The 16810-nt window shown below is 63.7% G+C and carries 14 protein-coding genes; 6 read left to right on the forward strand and 8 right to left on the reverse strand.

Going from position 1 to position 16810, the window contains the following annotated elements:
* Positions 1 to 17 precede the first annotated feature (17 nt).
* Positions 18 to 509 carry a hypothetical protein gene (locus ACZIRK_RS28165; protein WP_474418573.1) on the reverse strand — a complete coding sequence of 164 codons (492 nt, stop codon included), beginning with the start codon at positions 507 to 509 and terminating at the stop codon, positions 18 to 20.
* A 1146-nt stretch (positions 510 to 1655) separates the two neighbouring features.
* On the reverse strand, positions 1656 to 1940 hold the full coding sequence (locus tag ACZIRK_RS28170) for a hypothetical protein (protein ID WP_130229387.1): 285 nt from the start codon (positions 1938 to 1940) through the stop codon (positions 1656 to 1658).
* A 347-nt stretch (positions 1941 to 2287) separates the two neighbouring features.
* Between ACZIRK_RS28170 and ACZIRK_RS28175 the strand changes: the two genes are divergently transcribed.
* Together ACZIRK_RS28175 and ACZIRK_RS28180 are read left to right on the forward strand one after the other, a co-directional pair.
* Positions 2288 to 3532: an efflux RND transporter periplasmic adaptor subunit gene (locus ACZIRK_RS28175; protein ID WP_130229386.1), complete on the forward strand. Its 1245-nt coding sequence runs from the start codon at positions 2288 to 2290 to the stop codon at positions 3530 to 3532.
* Positions 3533 to 3564: 32 nt separating this feature from the next.
* Entirely contained in the window at positions 3565 to 6693 is a 3129-nt protein-coding gene (locus tag ACZIRK_RS28180; RefSeq protein WP_130229385.1) for an efflux RND transporter permease subunit, read from the forward strand.
* Here the strand turns inward: ACZIRK_RS28180 and ACZIRK_RS28185 are convergent.
* The 4 genes from ACZIRK_RS28185 to ACZIRK_RS28200 form a co-directional block, all read right to left on the reverse strand.
* A complete protein-coding gene (locus tag ACZIRK_RS28185; protein ID WP_130229384.1) occupies positions 6683 to 7654 on the reverse strand; it encodes an amidohydrolase family protein in 972 nt (323 codons plus the stop codon). The two genes, ACZIRK_RS28180 and ACZIRK_RS28185, sit on opposite strands and share 11 nt — an antisense overlap.
* 123 nt (positions 7655 to 7777) lie before the next feature.
* Positions 7778 to 9196, reverse strand: coding sequence for a TolC family outer membrane protein (locus ACZIRK_RS28190; RefSeq protein ID WP_130229383.1), 1419 nt, complete (start codon positions 9194 to 9196; stop codon positions 7778 to 7780).
* 163 nt (positions 9197 to 9359) lie between these two features.
* Positions 9360 to 10139, reverse strand: coding sequence for an enoyl-CoA hydratase (locus ACZIRK_RS28195; protein ID WP_130229382.1), 780 nt, complete (start codon positions 10137 to 10139; stop codon positions 9360 to 9362).
* A gap of 117 nt (positions 10140 to 10256) precedes the next feature.
* Positions 10257 to 10940: a hypothetical protein gene (locus ACZIRK_RS28200; protein WP_245475032.1), complete on the reverse strand. Its 684-nt coding sequence runs from the start codon at positions 10938 to 10940 to the stop codon at positions 10257 to 10259.
* A gap of 368 nt (positions 10941 to 11308) precedes the next feature.
* Between ACZIRK_RS28200 and ACZIRK_RS28205 the strand changes: the two genes are divergently transcribed.
* Positions 11309 to 11854 carry a sigma-70 family RNA polymerase sigma factor gene (locus tag ACZIRK_RS28205; protein WP_130229381.1) on the forward strand — a complete coding sequence of 182 codons (546 nt, stop codon included), beginning with the start codon at positions 11309 to 11311 and terminating at the stop codon, positions 11852 to 11854.
* 2 nt (positions 11855 to 11856) lie between these two features.
* A complete protein-coding gene (locus ACZIRK_RS28210) occupies positions 11857 to 12495 on the forward strand; it encodes an NrsF family protein (RefSeq protein WP_130229380.1) in 639 nt (212 codons plus the stop codon).
* A 112-nt stretch (positions 12496 to 12607) separates the two neighbouring features.
* Here the strand turns inward: ACZIRK_RS28210 and ACZIRK_RS28215 are convergent, their stop codons facing one another.
* Positions 12608 to 13714 carry a DUF2336 domain-containing protein gene (locus ACZIRK_RS28215; RefSeq protein ID WP_130229379.1) on the reverse strand — a complete coding sequence of 369 codons (1107 nt, stop codon included), beginning with the start codon at positions 13712 to 13714 and terminating at the stop codon, positions 12608 to 12610.
* Positions 13715 to 13789: 75 nt separating this feature from the next.
* Positions 13790 to 14938, reverse strand: a complete 1149-nt coding sequence (locus ACZIRK_RS28220; RefSeq protein ID WP_130229378.1) for a GGDEF domain-containing protein — start codon at positions 14936 to 14938, stop codon at positions 13790 to 13792.
* Positions 14939 to 15361: 423 nt separating this feature from the next.
* On the opposite strand from ACZIRK_RS28220, the gene ACZIRK_RS28225 reads away from it, so the two are divergent.
* Complete coding sequence (locus tag ACZIRK_RS28225; RefSeq protein WP_028166186.1) at positions 15362 to 15931, forward strand: sigma-70 family RNA polymerase sigma factor; 570 nt, start codon at positions 15362 to 15364, stop codon at positions 15929 to 15931.
* The gene (locus ACZIRK_RS28230) at positions 15928 to 16653 is read left to right on the forward strand and encodes a hypothetical protein (protein WP_130229377.1); all 726 of its coding nucleotides are present in this window, start codon (positions 15928 to 15930) and stop codon (positions 16651 to 16653) included. Before ACZIRK_RS28225 ends, ACZIRK_RS28230 begins: the two co-directional genes overlap by 4 nt.
* Positions 16654 to 16810 lie beyond the last annotated feature (157 nt).

A 16810-nucleotide genomic window follows, 5' to 3' on the forward strand; every position in this document is an offset into this window, starting at 1 on the left:
GATTGCTCGGATTGGTTTCAGGCGGCGCGTAACGCGGCAATCTGCCGTTGCCAACGCGAGAGTACGGCTTGAGGATCGTGCAGTGCAAAGGTGACTCCGCCTGTCACATCCGCGTATGGCGCGACATGCTGGCGTACCGACTCGACCTCCGCCTCGAACAACGCCAGCGGCACATCGGCAGAAGAGTGTGCGAGGCGGCGACAGCGGAGCTTCATCTCGCAAATGCCGCCATCCAGTGAAAGCGCGATCGTGAGCCGTCCTTCGCGTTCAAGATTGGAGGCCATTGTCGATTGCGGAAAAACCGCAAAGCGGACGCGACCAGAAGGCACGATCACCATATCGCCTGCACTGAGCAGGGCAGCGTGAGGCCATCCGTCCGAACCAACCGTCGAGAGACGCAGCGCCTGGGTTTTGGTCTCCAGGTCGGTGCCATCGAGATAACGGACCACCCCGTCCGGGGTCTTGCTGCTGGTTGCGGGCGCCGCGTAGAAGTGCTCGGCTTCCTTCATTTCACATCTCCCTCGGAGGTGATCCGCATTCTCGCGGAAATCGAAGGCGGCAGTTCATTGAAGTGAGGCAGGATCGGTGCGCCGCGGTCATCGCGGTCTCCCGGAAGAGACAAGCGTGACTGGCCCTGCAAAAGAAGTACTACCAAAGGCTGTTCCCTGCAACGGCGCCCCCGCCCTCATCCCGAGGAGCCGCGTTAGCGGCGTCTCGAGGGAGGGGCTCCAGGCGAGAGCGGGGCCTCATGGTTCGAGACGCGCTGCGCGCTCCTCACCAAGAGGGTCCAAAGTCGCGTGCACGGCGAAGCAAATTATGCAAGCGATTCCAAGGTGATTTGCCTCGTCCAGCCCAGCCGCGAAAAACATTCCGCTTTCGCCGTCGGGCAAATCAGTGATTTAACTCCGCGCGTCTCACGGCGGATGAGGGGCGGTTCGCGATCGTCACGAACGTTGCGGTGAGATGCGGTGGACGTGATGGGTGTGACTGACGAGCACGCGCATCGCGGACGGCGAAGTCGTGTGGTCCTGGCGCCCCGACGCTGGCGCTAAGTTTTTTGCGCGAAGAAATCCGCGCGAGAGGCGATGGTGGCAAGAAAGCCCGGTCACCAAGGAGAGCACGAAGGAAACCGTAAACCATCGCGCAGGGAAAGCCGGAATGCTTCGGTTGAACCTGTGGTCCTACCCCCGTGCTTTTTGTTGCACGGGACCCACGGGTGCAACCAGCACCCGGCTTTCCCTGCGCCCTCTGCTATCGAGGAGGGTGGAAAGTGACGCAAACCTCGGACGCAATGCGCCGCGAGAACGCGAACTCACATCCCTCTGCTGTTTGAAATCTGAATCAGAACTCGCGGCGATGCCGTAGGGTGGGCAAAGCGACTTGTCCGCCGTAGCTCAACGAGCGAAGGCGGAAGCGTGCCCACCATCACGAGCGAAGTGGTAACGGTGGGCACGGCGCTGATGCGCCTTTGCCCACCCTACGGCTCCGCACCGCTGGCTCGCGCCACAACCACTCCCTGTGGTTATGGGTCCCTGCTTTCACAGGGGACGACATCGTAGGATGGGTAGAGCGCAGCGAAACCCATCATTCGTGCCGCTTACTCCGTCGCGATGGGTTTCGCTGCGCTCTACCCATCCTACGCATCATCTACGCGCTCACTCCACCGCCGCCCCGACCGGTGGGCCGCCGGGAGGTCGATGCAAGAACGTCATCGTCAGGTAGGCGCCGACCCAGGAGCCGATCGCCGCGAACAACACGTAGACCGAGTTTTCGGTGTAACTGATCACCGCATAGGACGAGAGCACGTACCAGACGCTGCTCCAGGTTGCCGCCGGCACGCGTTTGCGTGCCACCACGGCGGACGTGAACATCACGTAGACCGCATCGGTTGCGGCCGTCGCCAGCACGACGCCGGCGGCGGTCAAGGGATCGATGGCCATTGCAACTCCTTCCCAGTTCGGGCACTGCTCTTGGGCACACAATTGAGGGAATGCCGAAGCGCGACCGGTTCAACCATGCCGAAAAGGGCAGGCGGTCGGCATCGTCAAAACAGGAGGGATGGTCAGGCAGGATCTGCCTGCGCACGCAGGGCCTGTCACACGGCCCGCTTTAGTTTCGCCGGCCGTCACCCCCGGAATTGCCCGGGGCTTGGCATTCACCCGGCGTTCATGCCTCACTGTCCAAAGATAAACCGGAACCTGCGTCCAATTGTCGCTTTTTTGGTTGTCTGAACCGGTAATTGGGCACTATTAGCGCGCAGCGGAACCTCCGACATCAGCCACGGCCCATGGTCAAAGACATTACCAAGCAATTGCAGACCCTTAGCCGTCAGCGCCTGGCGCTGGTCGTGGCCGTGCTGGCGGTTGCCGGTGGCGTGGCTTACGCATCCCTGCACAACAAGGGGGCAAATGGCGGCCATTCGGAGATTTCGAGCCAATCCCGCAAAGGCCTGCAGCGCTACACGCCAACCCCTGCCGAATGGGCGAGCCTCAGCCTGCAGCCGGTCTCCGAGCGTGCCTTCCGCGCCGAATACGTGACCGAGGGCAAGATCGGCATCGACGAGGATCGCTCCACTCCGGTGTTCTCGCCCTATACCGGCCGCATCACCAAGCTGCTGGCGCGGCCCGGCGACAGCGTCGTCAAGGGCCAGCCGCTGTTCGTGATCGAGGCCGCCGACACCGTGCAGGCGCAGAACGACTACATCTCGGCGATGACCGGCGTGAACAAGGCGAAGTCCGCGGTCGATCTGGCGCAGATCCAGGACGACCGCGCGAAGAACCTGTTCGAAGGCAAGGCCGTGCCGCTGAAGGACTATCAGCAGACCCAGGCCACGCTGGTCCAGGCGCAAAACGATCTGCGCTCGGCGCAGACGACGCTGGAGGCCGCGCGCAACAAGCTGCGCATCCTGGGCTTCGGCGACGGAGATATCGATGCGCTGCGCCAGAAGGGCGGCATCAATCCGGAAATCACGATCTTCGCGCCGATCGGCGGCACGGTGGTGCAGCGCAAGGCCGGCCCCGGGCAATATGTCTCCTCGGGCGCCAGTGATCCCGTCTACGTCATCGGCGATCTCTCGACGGTCTGGCTGCTCGCCTTCGTCCGCGAGAGCGACGCCGCCAAGGTCGCGGTCGGGCAGGACCTCACATTCAGCGTGATGGCGCTGCCGGGCCGCTCGCTGACCGCGCGCATCAATTATGTCGCCGCAGCGATCGATCCGGCGACGCGCCGGCTCCTGGTCCGCGCCACCATCGACAACGCGGATGGCGCGCTGAAGCCGGAGATGTTCGCCAATGTCACGCTCTATTCGCCGGGCGACCATCCCGCGGTCGGCGTACCCAAGCAGGCGCTGATCTATGAAGGCGACCAGGTGCGCGTCTGGGTCGCGCATCCGGACAAGACGATCGAACTGCGCCAGGTCAAGCCGGGGATCACCAATGGCGATCTCGTCGAGATCGTCGGCAATCTGCGGCCAGGCGAGCAGATCGTCACCAAGGGCAGCCTGTTCATCGATCGCGCCGCCTCCGGTACCTGACATTCCCGGATTATTGAAAGCTTCGATCTGAAATGGATCGCCTCGTCGCTCTCGCAGTCAGCCGCCGCTATCTGATGGTCGGCATCTTCGCCGCCGTCATGATCGGCGGGCTGATTGCCTTCCAGCACCTCAACATCGAGGCCTATCCCGATCCGACGCCGCCGATGGTCGACGTCGTGACGCAAAGCCCGGGCCTGTCGGCAGAGGAGATCGAGCGCTACATCACGATTCCGATCGAGACCCAGGTCGCCGGGCTGAAGAACCTGCGCACGATCCGCACGATCTCGCTCTACGGCCTCTCCGATGTGAAGCTGCAGTTCTCCTTCGACTACACCTATGACGAGGCGCTGCAGCAGGTCCTGAACCGCCTCGCGCAACTGCCGCCTTTGCCCGGCAATGTGCAGCCGACGATCTCACCGCTCAGCCCGATCGGCGAGATCTTTCGGTACCGGCTGGTCGGCCCGCCCAACTACAGCGTCCTCGATCTGAAGACATTGCAGGATTGGGTGCTGCAACGCCGCTTCCGCGCCGTGCCCGGCGTGATCGACGTCACCGGCTGGGGCGGCAAGACCAAGACTTATGAGGTGCAGGTCGATTTCAACAAGCTCGTCGCCAACGGCCTGACCTTGCCGCAGGTGTTGCAGGCGGTGAGCAACGCCAACATCAATGTCGGCGGCAACACGGTCGATATCGGCACCCAGTCCGCGGTGGTGCGCGGCGTCGGCCTGATCCGTTCGGTCGACGATCTCAACAACACCATGGTGTCGCAGTCCGGCGGCAACCCCGTGCTGGTGAGGGATATCGCGACCGTCACCATCGGCGAGAAGCCGCGGCTCGGGATTGCCGGAATCGATAATGACGATGACATCGTGCAGGGCATCGTGCTGATGCGCCGCGGCGAGCAGAGCTCACCGACGATCGCCCGCGTCGAACAACTGGTCAAATCGATCAATCACTCCTCGATCCTGCCGCCGGGGGTCAGGATCGAGCGCATCTACGACCGCAAGGACCTGATCGATCTCACCACCCACACCGTGCTGCACAACATGGTGGTCGGCATCCTCCTGATCGTGCTGCTGCAATGGATATTCCTCGGCGATCTTCGCAGCGCGCTGATCGTCGGCGCAACCATTCCCTTCGCGCTGTTCTTCGCCGTGATCATCCTGGTGCTGCGCGGCGAATCCGCCAATCTGTTGTCGGTCGGCGCGATCGACTTCGGGCTGATCGTGGATGCCACCGTCATCATGATGGAGGCGATCTTCCGCCGCCTGTCACAGACCACGCGGCTTTCTGAAGCCGAGCAGAGCCATGTCTCCGCCGAAACCATGATGGGCATCAAGACCCACGCGATCCTGTCGGCGTCCGCCGACGTATCGCGCTCGATCTTCTTTGCCGCCACCATCATCGTGGCCGCCTTCCTGCCGCTGTTCACGCTGAGCGGCGTCGAGGGCAACATCTTCGGACCGATGGCGCGGACCTATGCCTATGCGCTCGCCGGTGGTCTGCTCGCGACCTTCACGATCACGCCGGCGCTGAGCGCGATCATCCTGCCCGCGCATATCCAGGAGACCGAGACCTGGATCATGAGGCAGCTCGATCGCCTCTATTTGCCCGTCCTGAACTGGGCGGTCGCCAACCGGCGAGTGGTGATGGCCGGTGCGGCCGCCCTCGTGGTCTTGACCGCGCTGTCGGTACGATTGCTCGGGCTCGAATTCCTGCCGAAGCTGGAAGAGGGCAATCTGTGGATCCGCGCCACGCTGCCGCCGACGATCTCGCTGCAGGAAGGCAATGCCTATGTCAACGAGATGCGCCGGATGATCCGCGCCCGTCCCGAGGTGGAATCGGTGGTGTCACAGCACGGCCGTCCCGATGACGGAACCGACGCCGCCGGTCTCTTCAACGCGGAATTTTTCGCGCCGCTGAAGCCCGCAAGCGAATGGCCCGGCACGCGCGACAAGGATGAGCTTACCGCGCAGCTCTTGGCGCAGTTGCAGGACAAGTTTCCCGGCGTCGAATTCAACTTCTCGCAATATCTGCAGGACAACGTCTCCGAAGCGGTTTCGGGCGTGAAGGGCGAGAACTCGATCAAGCTTTACGGCAGCGACCTGCAGGCGTTGACCGACACGGCCAATCAGATCAAGTCGGTGCTCTCGACGGTGCAGGGGATCACCGACCTTGCCGTGTTCACCTCGCTCGGCCAGCCGACGATCCAGATCGACGTCGACCGCGCCCGCGCCGCGCGCTATGGCCTATCGCCGGGCGACATCAATGCCACGATCAAGGTCGCAGTCGGCGGCGACAGCGCCGGCGATCTCTATGAGCCCGGCAGTGACCGCCATTTCCCGATCATCGTGCGGCTTGCCCCGGAGTACCGCAAGAGCGCCGAAGCGATCCAGAACCTGCGCATCGGCGTCGCCAACCCGAACGGCGGGATCACGCAGATCCCGCTGAGCGAAGTGGCCTCGATCAAGCTGATCTCGGGCGCCGCCTATATCTACCGCGAGCAGCAGGAACGCTATCTGCCGATCAAATTCTCGGTGCGTGAGCGCGACCTCGGCAGCGCGATCCAGGAGGCGCAGCAGAAGGTCACGGACCAGGTCAAGCTCCCGCCGGGATCGCGTGTCGAATGGGTCGGCGAGTTCGGCAATCTGCAGGACGCGATCAAGCGGCTGTCGATCGTGGTGCCGATCAGCCTCGGTTTGATCGGGATACTGCTGTTCCTCAATTTCGGCTCGATGGTCGACACGCTGCTCGCCATGAGCGTGATCCCGATGGCGATCTTCGGCGGCGTGCTCGGGCTGCTGGTCTCCGGCATTCCCTTCAGCGTCTCGGCCGCGATCGGCTTCATCGCGCTGTTCGGCATCGCCGTGATGGACGGCATCATCATCCTGTCGCAGTTCAACCAGCTCATCGATGAAGGTTACGAGCGGATGCGGGCCGTGGTCCGCACCGGTGAATTGCAACTGCGCCCGGTGTTGATGACCTGCGTCGTCGCCGGCGTCGGGCTATTGCCGGCGGCGCTGTCGGGAGGGATCGGCTCGCAGGTGCAGAAGCCGCTTGCGGTCGTGGTCGTGACCGGCATGATGCTGGCGCCGATCGTCATCCTCGTGACGCTGCCGGTCCTGATCTCCTATTTCTCGCGGCGCGAATCTAGGAGGTGAAGCCGTAGAGCCGCGCCGGGTTGTCGACCAGGATCTTCTTGCGCGTCGCCGCGTCCGGCGCCCACACCGCGAGCTGGTTGAGGAGGCGTCCGTCGTCGATCTGGTACAGCGGAACAACATCCGTGACCTGCTTTCCGGGCGGGACCACCGTATCGGGATGCGGCCAGTCGGTGCCCCAGACGATGCGGTCGGGATTTGCCGCGATCAGGGCCTTGGCGAGCGGGATCGCGTCCTGATAGTCGGGCGCAAGCTTGGAGGCGCGGTAGGCGCCGGAGATCTTCACATAGGCCTTGCCGGACTTCACCAGTTCGACAAGGTCCGGAAAACCCGGTTGTTCCACGCCGAGCGCGGCCTGCGCGCCGCCGAAATGGTCGAAGACAACGGGCACGGGCGATGCAGCGACGAGGTCCTTGACCGCCGGGATCAGCGGCAAGTTCGTGTACACCTGCACATGCCAGCCCCGCGCCTTGACGCGGTCGATCCCGGAGGTCAGGCGGGCACGGGCGACATTGGGATCGTTGATGCCGCCGGTTGCGAGGTTGAGGCGGATGCCGCGAAAACCGTCCTTCTGCATCGCATCCAGATCGCTTTCCGGCGTCTTGTCGTCGATGACAGCCACCCCCCGCGCCGTGCCACCGCGCGCCATCATGCCGAAGCGGGTCGCGGAATTGTCGGTGCCGTAGACGCTCGGCGTCACGATCACCACGCGCTCGATCCCGAGAGCCTTGTGCAGCGCGCTCATCTCCTCGGGCGAGGCCGGTTCCGGCGTGTAGACGCGACCGGCGAAGAACGGGAATTTCTGGGGATCGCCATGGATGTGGGTGTGGCAGTCGCAGGCGCCGGCCGGCACGTCGAAATTCACCGGCGTCGAAGGCTGGGCTGCCTTGGCGTGCACGTCTCTGTTGTTCATCATCACTCCGGCCGCGATGGAGGCAAGCATCATACTGCGTCGCGTCAGCATTGGTCTTCTCCCTGCGTTTCCTCGTTTGATCGGCGCTTGCTGCGCCCCGGCGTTATCAGCCGCCGGTTGAGCGAGGTTACAGGGCGAATGTGCGGGCGGGAAGGCGGTGATGCCTATGCCGGATCACTGTCCGGACGGCGTGCGCAGCCCGTGCCAGGCGTCGCGCACCTGATGGTAATGCACCTCCGGCAGGTAATCGGGCGTATTGAGATTGAGGTTCTTGACGTCGAGCCGGCCGATGGCGCTGAGCAGGCTGTAGGAGGCGATCACGCGGTCGCGCAGTGCGCCGATCAGCCGGGCTCTGGCCGAGATCAAATCCTGTTGCGCATTGAGCACGTCGACGGTGGTGCGCTGGCCGCCTGCCGCCTCGCGCTGCACGCCCTGCAGCGCAACGTTCGCGGCACGGACTTCGGACTCGGAAGCGGAGACCGCCGTCTTGGCGCCTTCGTTGGCGACCCAGGCGCTGATCGCAGCGGTCCGCGCCTGGTTACGAACCTGGTCGAGCACCAGCCGGCTCTGCGCCGCCACTTCCTTGGCCTGCCGGGTCTGGGACGCCGCCATGCCGCCGTCATAGATCGGCTGGTTCAACTGGCCGATGATGGAAGCCTGATCGGTTCCGAATGTGCCGAGCGTCGGGTCGGAGTCGCGGCTGCGGCTCACGCTGCCCTGCACCGTGACGTTCGGCATCAGACTGCTCTCGGCGACGCGGATCGTGGTCGAGGCGACGTCGACGTCGTAGCTTGCCGCCATCACCGCCGGGTGCTCTTTGAAGGCGAGCCCGATCGCGTCCTCGCGATTGCGCGGCAGCAGGCGGTCGGTGGTCTCGGCAGGCCGCAATTGCCCGGGCGCATTGCCGATGACCTGTGCGTAAGTCGCTTGGCTGATCGCGAGACTGATCTCGGCGGCGTTGAGGTCGGCAAGCCCGCGGTTCAGTCGCGCTTCGGCCTGCGCCGTGTCGGTCGGCGTGACATCGCCGGCATTGAGGCGCTTCTGCGTGATGGTTTGCGTTTCGCGCAGAAACGCGACGTTGGCGCGCTGCGCCTCGACCAAGGACTGGTTGGCGAGCACATTGGTATAAGCGGTCACCGCGTCCAGCAGCACGCCCTGGCCGACATTGCGCAGCGCCTCGCGGCCGGATTGCACCTGCAATTCCGCCACCCGCACGCTGTTGGCGGTCTTGAAACCGTTGAACAGCGTCTGCGTCACTGTCAGGCCGATCTGCCACGGCTTCAGGTTCGCGGTCTGAACGACGTTATTTGGCAAGAGGTCGCGCACCGCCTGCAAACCGGCGGAGAGGGTTGCTGCGATCTGCGGACGATAGCCAGTCAGTGCCTGCGGCACGTTCTCGTCGGTCGCCCGCTGCCGCGCCCGCTCGGCATTCAGCGCCGGATTGGTCTGGTAGGCTTTGGCGAGTGCTTCAGGGAGGCTCTCCGCATGGACCGCCGAGGCGGCGAAATCGACACAAAGCATAACGCCAAGGCAAATGCCCGTCTGAAGCAAACGCCTTCTCACGTCGCTAACTCTAGCGGCACGTCCAACCATAATAACCCGCAAACCACCCCGACTGTCCGCCCCCGTCGACTGGGTCACATCTACTGTTTAGGGGATGGTCTCGCTACTGACAAACGGTCGCGCGACATCTGCACATCAAATCAGCGCTTGTCTGTTGCCGGTTCGTCACAGACGGTGACGACAGTGATTTAACTTACCTGTTCTTATTCACAGGCTGCCGCTTCTCGATGAAGGCGGCCATGCCTTCGGAACGGTCTTCGAGCGCGAAGGTCGAGTGGAACAGGTTGCGCTCGACGTTGAGGCCTTCCGACAGCGTGGTCTCGAAGGCGCGGTTGACGGCTTCCTTGGCCATCGCCGCTGCCGGGCGCGACATCGATGCGATCTTTTCAGCGGCGGTAAGTGCTTCGTCCATCAGCCTGTCGGCGGGCACGACGCGGCTGACGAGGCCGGAGCGTTCGGCCTCGGCGGCATCCATCATCCGTCCGGTGAGGCAGAGATCCATCGCCTTCGACTTGCCGATCGCGCGCGTCAGCCGCTGCGTGCCGCCGATTCCGGGGATCGTGCCGAGCGTGATCTCGGGCTGGCCGAACTTCGCGGTATCGGCAGCAATGATGATGTCGCACATCATGGCAAGCTCGCAGCCGCCGCCAAGGGCATATCCGGCCACCGCCGCAATCGTCGGCTTGCGGCATCTGGCGACGCGGTCGCCGCCAACAGCGGCGAAGTCGCTGGTGAACATGTCGATGAAGCCTTTCGGCTGCATCTCCTTGATGTCGGCGCCGGCGGCAAAGGCCTTCTCGCTGCCGGTGAGGACGATGCATCCGATGGCGTCGTCCGCCTCGAGGTCGTCGACTGCGGCTGCGATCTCGCGGAAGACGCCGAAGGACAGCGCGTTGAGCATTTTGGGACGGTTCAGCTTGATGATGCCGACCGCGCCCTTGCTCTCGACAATGATGTGTTCAAACGTCGACATGATCCACCCCGTTCTCCTGATCTGGCGGCAATGTGCCCGCTGACGGGGTGGGCTTCAAGTGGGCTCCCGGACGCGGTGTGGCGCTATTTGCGCCGCGCGTCCGGGCACAAGGGGACGTCAGGCCATGAACATGCGGGCGGCAGACGCCATGGTCAGCAACGCGCCCGCGGCGATGAAGATCTTGCCGATCAGGGAAGTCCGGTCCCAGGTGGTGTCGTCGGCGCTGGCGACCGGCGCCGCCGTCGGCGCCTGGGCGGTCGTCATCGCGACCGCCGGGGCAGGCTGCTGCGGCTGTGGCTGCGCGGCGGGCTGATTCTGCTGCTGGCTCTCCTGCATCGCGCGATCGACTTCGTTGAGTTGGTCGGAGGCGACGACGTCGGCATCACCGGGCGCCTTTGCCTCGTCGGGCTTATCGGATGCGGCGAGCAGCGTGTTGGCCTTCGCCGACATCGCACTCGCATTATCGGCAGGAACGTTGGGGGTCAGTTCGGCCTTGGCATTGGCGACCAATGCCGGAAGCGAGACGGCTGCGGCGTCGGCGGTCTCGGCGCTATCCGGTTTCTTGGCCTCGGACGACTTGGATTCGGAGGACTTGGAAGCGGACGATTTCGACTCGGTCTTGGCCGACGTGTCGCGCTTTGCGTGACGCGTACTCTGTTTCTTAACACTTGCCGCACTATCGGAGTCCGAGGCAGTCGTGCCGCCCGAACCTGCCGCCTCGACCGGGGACGGCGCGGCGACGCATGCAAACAGCCCTGCGGCCACAAGCACCGCCAGAAGCCCGCTGGCTTTGGTGATCATCTGACAATCTCCCCATTTGCCCGCCCCTGAGGGGCGAAATGAGACCCCGAGGCGTGTCCGCAGCGGGGCAGAAAAAGGGAATCTTCGGGTTTTGCCGGGCCAAAACGGGGCGGCACCGTTGCGCCAAAGCGGCTGCTTTCGGGCACGGCGTCGATTTTCCTCCAGGTAAAATTCTGCGCTCACGCTCCGACCGGTGCGAGCTCCAGCAATCGATGTTAAGAGCGCTGTGGATCTCGAACGGCCCGCTCGACTTGCGCTGGTCCGGATTTGAGATTCTGTCGCCCGGGCGCCGTTTCACGATTTTGTGATCAGTTCGCCGCCGGTGTAACAAATTGAAGGATCGACCGAATTGCGTTGTGGGAGCGCACGTGCGCGAGCGTGAGGACGAATGGACCGGCCTGATGCGGTCGGCCATTTCAGGCGACAGCACGGCGTATCATCGCCTGCTGAAGGCGATCACGCCGGTCCTGCGGGCGGCCGCGCGCCGCGGTTTGGCGCGCGCGGGCCAACCGATCGATCAATCCGAGGATATCGTGCAAGACATTCTGCTGGCGGTGCATTCGAAGCGACACACGTGGGACGTAAACGCCCCGTTTGCGCCCTGGCTGTTCGCAATTGCCCGCAACAAGCTGATCGATGCGCTGCGACGCCGGGGCAAGCGGGTGTTCGTCAACATCGACGATTTTGCCGAGACCTTGCCCGGCGAGGCGCAGGAGGAGAAGGCCTCCGCGAGCGAAATCGCTGCGCATCTGAACGCATTGCCGGCGCGGCAGCGCGAGGTGCTGCAGTCCATCGCCGTCGACAGCGCTTCGATCAAGGATACGGCAGCAAAATTCTCGATGAGCGAGGGCGCCGTGCGGGTGGCGTTGCATCGCGGGCTCGCCAATCTGACGGCGAAACTGCGGGAGAGTTGAACATGGAGACCGATCAGCTCATTCGCACGATCGCCGCCGACAACACCCAGCGTGCACAACCGGTGGGTTTTGTCCTGATGCTGGCGTTGCTCGCCGCCGCACCGATTTCTTTGCTGATGTTCTTCACCGAGCTCGGCGTCAGGCCTGATGTCATGACCGCGATGCACAACCCGTTCTTCGGTCTGAAGTTCGCCGTGACGCTGGCGCTCGCCGCTTCTGCGATCGCCGTCAGCCTGCATCTATCGCGGCCCGAGGCTTCGCTGCGTGGCTTTGGCTGGTGGTTGCTGGTTCCGGCCGGGCTGCTCGTGGCCGGTATCAGCGGCGAGATGATGATGCCGCAGCGCGCGCCGATGATGACGCGGCTGGTCGGCAACAATTCGCGGGCCTGCCTGATCTCGATTCCCTTGCTGTCGCTGCCGCTGCTCGCGGCCGCTTTGTTCGGCCTGCGCCATGGCGCGCCGGCGCGCCCGGCAGTCGCCGGCGCGATCGCGGGCCTGCTGGCAGCGGGACTTGCGGCCACGCTTTACGCATCGCATTGCGCCGATGATTCACCGCTGTTCGTGGCGACCTGGTACACGATCGGGACCACGCTGGTCGCCGCCATCGGCGCCCTGATCGGCTCGAAGGTGCTTCGATATTGATTGCGGTCCCTCCACGTCGTCATTGCGAGCGCAGGGAAGCAATCCATCTCTCCACTTGCGGAGGCATGGATTGCTTCGTCGCTATCGCTCCTCGCAATGACGAGTGTGAAGGCTAAGCCGCGGGCGCGGACTGCTGCATGCGGTGGAAGCGCAAGACCTGCTGTGCGGTCGATGGCCGGAGCCGTTCGTAGGTCTCCATGCAGGCCAGGAGATCCGTCGGCTCGCCGCCTGACAATTCGTCGCGCAGGTTGATGATCGAGCGCACGGTCGACCACGAGAAGCCTGCGACCTTGGCCAGGATCATCACGCCTTCGGCGCGGGTTTCGATCATCATGTTCTCGGCAACGGCCAGACTCACATTGGCAAGAGCTGCAATCGAGGCATTGGTCTCGTCGAACTTGCCGGCGTCGGCAAACGCTGCCACCTGGAATTCGTCGAGGCGGCCATCCTCATACAGCGACTTCACCAGCGCATGGGCGATCGCCGTGTCGCGCGTGACCGCCGCGGGCGCGGAGCGAGCGCGCCGCGTCGCCTCGCGCACCGCGCTCGGCACCTCCTTGGCCTGCTGCGGGTTGGCGGCTTCGAGCCGGTGCCGCACCGTGTCCGATGCCTTCGCCAGCAGTTTCAGATAGAGATGCCGCGGCATGCTCGGGCGGAGCCCGATGCAGGTCGCAAGGTCGTCATCGCCTTCGGCGCGGCTGATCAGCCGCGTGAAGCCGCGTTCGGTGAATTCGGCACCGGGATTGTTGACGGTGCTCTGGATCACCTCGTCGTTACCGCGCAACACCAGCACGTCAGTGACGGCACCGCTCAGCGTCTTGCGCGCCGCGATCGCCAGCAGATGCGCCTGGCTCTTGTTGCGCGCGGTTTCGATCAGGGTGTTATCGTCGAGCCGGCTCGATTGCGTCAGCACGGGACCGGCGACCTCGATCATGTCGTCGAAGGCAAGCGTCCGGACGGTCAACGGCGGGGCAGTATCGATCGGCGCCAGCCGGTTGGACAATAACGCCTTCGCCGAGGTTTCGATGTGAAGCAGCAGGCACTGGAACACATCGTCGAACAGCGCGATCTGCTGGTCCGAATAGTCCACCGCGCCGTTGACGAAGAGATCGGTCACGCGGCGCAGGGTCTCGACCCGGCGCGCCACCGTTCCATGCGCGAGCGTTGCCTGCAACTCGTCAAGCAAGTTCTCGGGGGCGATTGCGGGTTTCAAATTCATGACTGTGACTCTGTCCTGGAGTATTGGCGATGCCACCGCGTCGGATTCTCCGACGGTGGAAGCGAATTCGTTTGGTCATGCACTGGCGATGCGATTGCGTCCTCGTGCCTTGGCCGCGTAAAGCGCGCTGTCGGCGCGCGCGAGAAATGTGTCCGGGCCCTCGTTGGGCCGCAGCGTTGCAATGCCGGCGGAAATCGTCACCTGCATGCCCGGCGAGAACGCGCTCCAGTCGAGCTCGGCGATGATGACCCGCAGCCGCTCCAGCGCGCGCGAGGCGCCATCTTCGTTCAACTCGGGCAGTATCAGCAGGAACTCTTCGCCGCCGTAGCGGCCGAAGCGGTCGATGCTGCGGATGTTGGCGAACATGGAGATCGCGAAGGTTCTCAACACTTCGTCGCCGGTCGGATGGCCATAGACGTCGTTGACGCGCTTGAACCAGTCGAGGTCGATCAGTGCGACAGAGCAGGGTGCGCCGGTGCGCTCGGAGCGGACGATCTCCTCGTCCAGCGTCCGCATGATGCTGCGCCGGTTGAATGCGCCGGTCAGCTCGTCAAGCTCGGCGAGCTCCTCGATGCGCTTGTAGGCTTCTTTCAGCTTCTGCCCGTTCTGGTACAGCGATTGCTGCATCGAGCTGGAGAGGATGCCTAAGAACATGCAGCGCCCGATGGTGAGCGCAAAGACCAGCACGGTGGCGAGCCGCTCCAGGGTGCTGCCATGCGGCATCGAGATCGGCTTGTCGGTCAGAAGGAACAGCGCGGCGAGGCCGAGCACCGTCACGGTCCAGATCAGGGCGGTCTGTCGCGCCGAGGTCCTGAGCGCGCCGAAGCCGAACACCACGAACAAGTTGCACAGGAACAGCACGCCGACTTGCGGCGCGATGTAGGTGAATCCGAGCTGGTTCGCCATGTGGAGGGCCGACTGCGGCGCGACCAGATAGTGATCCTTGAAGCGGTCGTGGAAGCCGAGTTCGGAAAGCAGCACGTAGACGGCGCACAAGCCCAAGCCGCAAAGCGCGTAGGCCATGCCCAACACCATCGGGATCGTGCCGGCGCTCGCATAGACCAGGAGCACGAGGGCGTCGAAAACATAGCAGACGCCGACCATCGCCTGGATCTGACGCCGACGTCTGGCGCGGCGCAACAGCTTCGTGGCAGCCAGCCGTGAGCCGCGGCCATTCAATCCGCCCGCAACCGGGTTCAGAAATGAGGACGCTGCGATGCCCATGCGCTCGCCATCGAGAGGAAAACTCGCAAAATCTACGGGGAAAAGCCTTTAGGTTTGGTATCTTTCGACCCCGAATCCGGTCCGTAGAGTCCCGCCATCTCCCTTGTTTTCGCAGGTGAAAATCGGGGGAACCTTGACTAGGCAATCGCGGCGGACGAGTGCTGGGCTCGACGGGTGGGAATTGGCGGGAAGACTGCCTAATCTGCCGACTCTTGCTAAGGTCGAGCAGTCGACATGGTCTTGGGGAGGCTTTGCCCTACCATGATACCTATATGGGGGCGAGGGAGTGCGGAATTCACACGGAATTCGGGGTTTGTGGGATAGTTCACACATGCGTTCCGCACATTGCGGTAATGTGAAGAATTCTGCTCTCTCCATCGAACCAGCCCCCACCCGCTCTCGACCAATCTTGCGAGACGGCCATTGAGCGCGACACAGGCGGCTTCAGACGAGGTTCTGATCGCCCGGATCGCTCAAGGCGACCGGCTCGCCATGCAGGTGCTGTACGGGCGGCACCACGTCAGAGTGTACCGTTTCGGACTCCGGCTTGTGCGGGACGAACAGGTCGCGGAAGACCTCATCAGCGAGGTGTTTCTCGATGTCTGGCGCCAGGCCGGCAAATTCGAAGGACGATCTGCCGTCTCAACCTGGCTGTTGGCGATCACCCGGTTCAAGGCCCTGTCTGCGCTGCGGCGCAGGAAGGACGCTGAACTGGATGAAGACGCCGCGAACGCGATCGAGGATGCGTCCGACGATCCGGAAGTGGCGGTGCAGAAGAAGGATACGGGTGAAGCGTTGCGCAAGTGTCTAACGGCACTTTCGCTGGAGCACCGGGAGATTGTCGATCTGGTCTACTACCACGAGAAGTCCGTGGAGGAAGTCGCCGAGATCGTTGGTATTCCGGAGAACACCGTGAAGACGCGCCTGTTCTATGCGCGGAAGAAATTGGCCGAACTGCTCAAGGCAGCCGGCATAGAGCGAGGTTGGCCATGATGGCGGCGAGAAGGAAGATGCTGGAAGAGCCCAGCGACGTCGAATTGCTGCTGCCTTGGCATGCCACGGGCACGTTGAACGCGCGCGATGCGCGACGTGTCGAGGAGGCGCTGGCCAGCGATGCGGAACTCGCCGGGCAATATGCCGTGATCCGCGAGGAATTTGCCGAGACCATCCGCCTCAACGAGAGTTTGGGCGCGCCGTCGATGCGCGCCATGCAGAAACTGTTCGCCGAGATCGACCAGGAGCCGGTGCGCACACGGCCGACTTCGGTGAGCCTTTCCAGGCGAATCTCGCAGTTCTTTGCAAGCCTGTCGCCGCGGACGCTGGCGTGGTCGGCGGGCGTTGGTGCGGTCGTGCTGCTGCTGCAGGCCGGCGTGATTGGCGCGGTGCTGATGATGAAGAGCCAGGGCAGTTCGTTCCAGACGGCGTCGCTCACGCTGGAGCAGCGGGCGGCTGCGCTCGAGTCCGCCGCTCCGATCACCCGCAACCTCGGTGTGACGAGCCCGCCGCGCGCGCTAGTTCGTTTCGCGCCGGACGCCCGCATTTCCGACATCACGGCGCTGCTCGACAATTACCAGGCCTCGATCATTGGCGGGGCCCGCGACGGCATGTTCCGGATCCAGTTCGGCAACAGCGCGATGAGCAAGACCGACGTCGCCGCGCTGCTCGGCAGGCTGCAGAAGGAAAAGATCGTCAGCCTCGCGGTGGAGACGCCGTAAGGCGCAAGCGGTCATAGATTTTCCCACGACGCGCTAGGCTGTGTGGACTCTTGGGATTCTCAAATCAGACGGAACGTGATTCAAGGCTTTCTTTTAGGAGGAAGCCTTGGGGGTTCTGGATCGGCTCGTTCTAAACGACACGCAATGGGACCGTATC

It is taken from the genome of Bradyrhizobium sp. Leo114 (assembly GCF_055229415.2).

Bases quoted from the DNA above. Each gene is read 5' to 3' on its own strand.
- ACZIRK_RS28230 (WP_130229377.1), top strand. From the start codon at position 15,928: ATGATGGCGGCGAGAAGGAAGATGCTGGAAGAGCCCAGCGACGTCGAA.
- ACZIRK_RS28215 (WP_130229379.1), bottom strand. From the start codon at position 13,714: ATGAATTTGAAACCCGCAATCGCCCCCGAGAACTTGCTTGACGAGTTG.
- ACZIRK_RS28200 (WP_245475032.1), bottom strand. From the start codon at position 10,940: ATGATCACCAAAGCCAGCGGGCTTCTGGCGGTGCTTGTGGCCGCAGGG.
- ACZIRK_RS28175 (WP_130229386.1), top strand. From the start codon at position 2,288: ATGGTCAAAGACATTACCAAGCAATTGCAGACCCTTAGCCGTCAGCGC.
- ACZIRK_RS28180 (WP_130229385.1), top strand. From the start codon at position 3,565: ATGGATCGCCTCGTCGCTCTCGCAGTCAGCCGCCGCTATCTGATGGTC.
- ACZIRK_RS28170 (WP_130229387.1), bottom strand. From the start codon at position 1,940: ATGGCCATCGATCCCTTGACCGCCGCCGGCGTCGTGCTGGCGACGGCC.
- ACZIRK_RS28220 (WP_130229378.1), bottom strand. From the start codon at position 14,938: ATGGGCATCGCAGCGTCCTCATTTCTGAACCCGGTTGCGGGCGGATTG.
- ACZIRK_RS28190 (WP_130229383.1), bottom strand. From the start codon at position 9,196: ATGGTTGGACGTGCCGCTAGAGTTAGCGACGTGAGAAGGCGTTTGCTT.
- ACZIRK_RS28195 (WP_130229382.1), bottom strand. From the start codon at position 10,139: ATGTCGACGTTTGAACACATCATTGTCGAGAGCAAGGGCGCGGTCGGC.
- ACZIRK_RS28165 (WP_474418573.1), bottom strand. From the start codon at position 509: ATGAAGGAAGCCGAGCACTTCTACGCGGCGCCCGCAACCAGCAGCAAG.
- ACZIRK_RS28185 (WP_130229384.1), bottom strand. From the start codon at position 7,654: ATGCTGACGCGACGCAGTATGATGCTTGCCTCCATCGCGGCCGGAGTG.
- ACZIRK_RS28210 (WP_130229380.1), top strand. From the start codon at position 11,857: ATGGAGACCGATCAGCTCATTCGCACGATCGCCGCCGACAACACCCAG.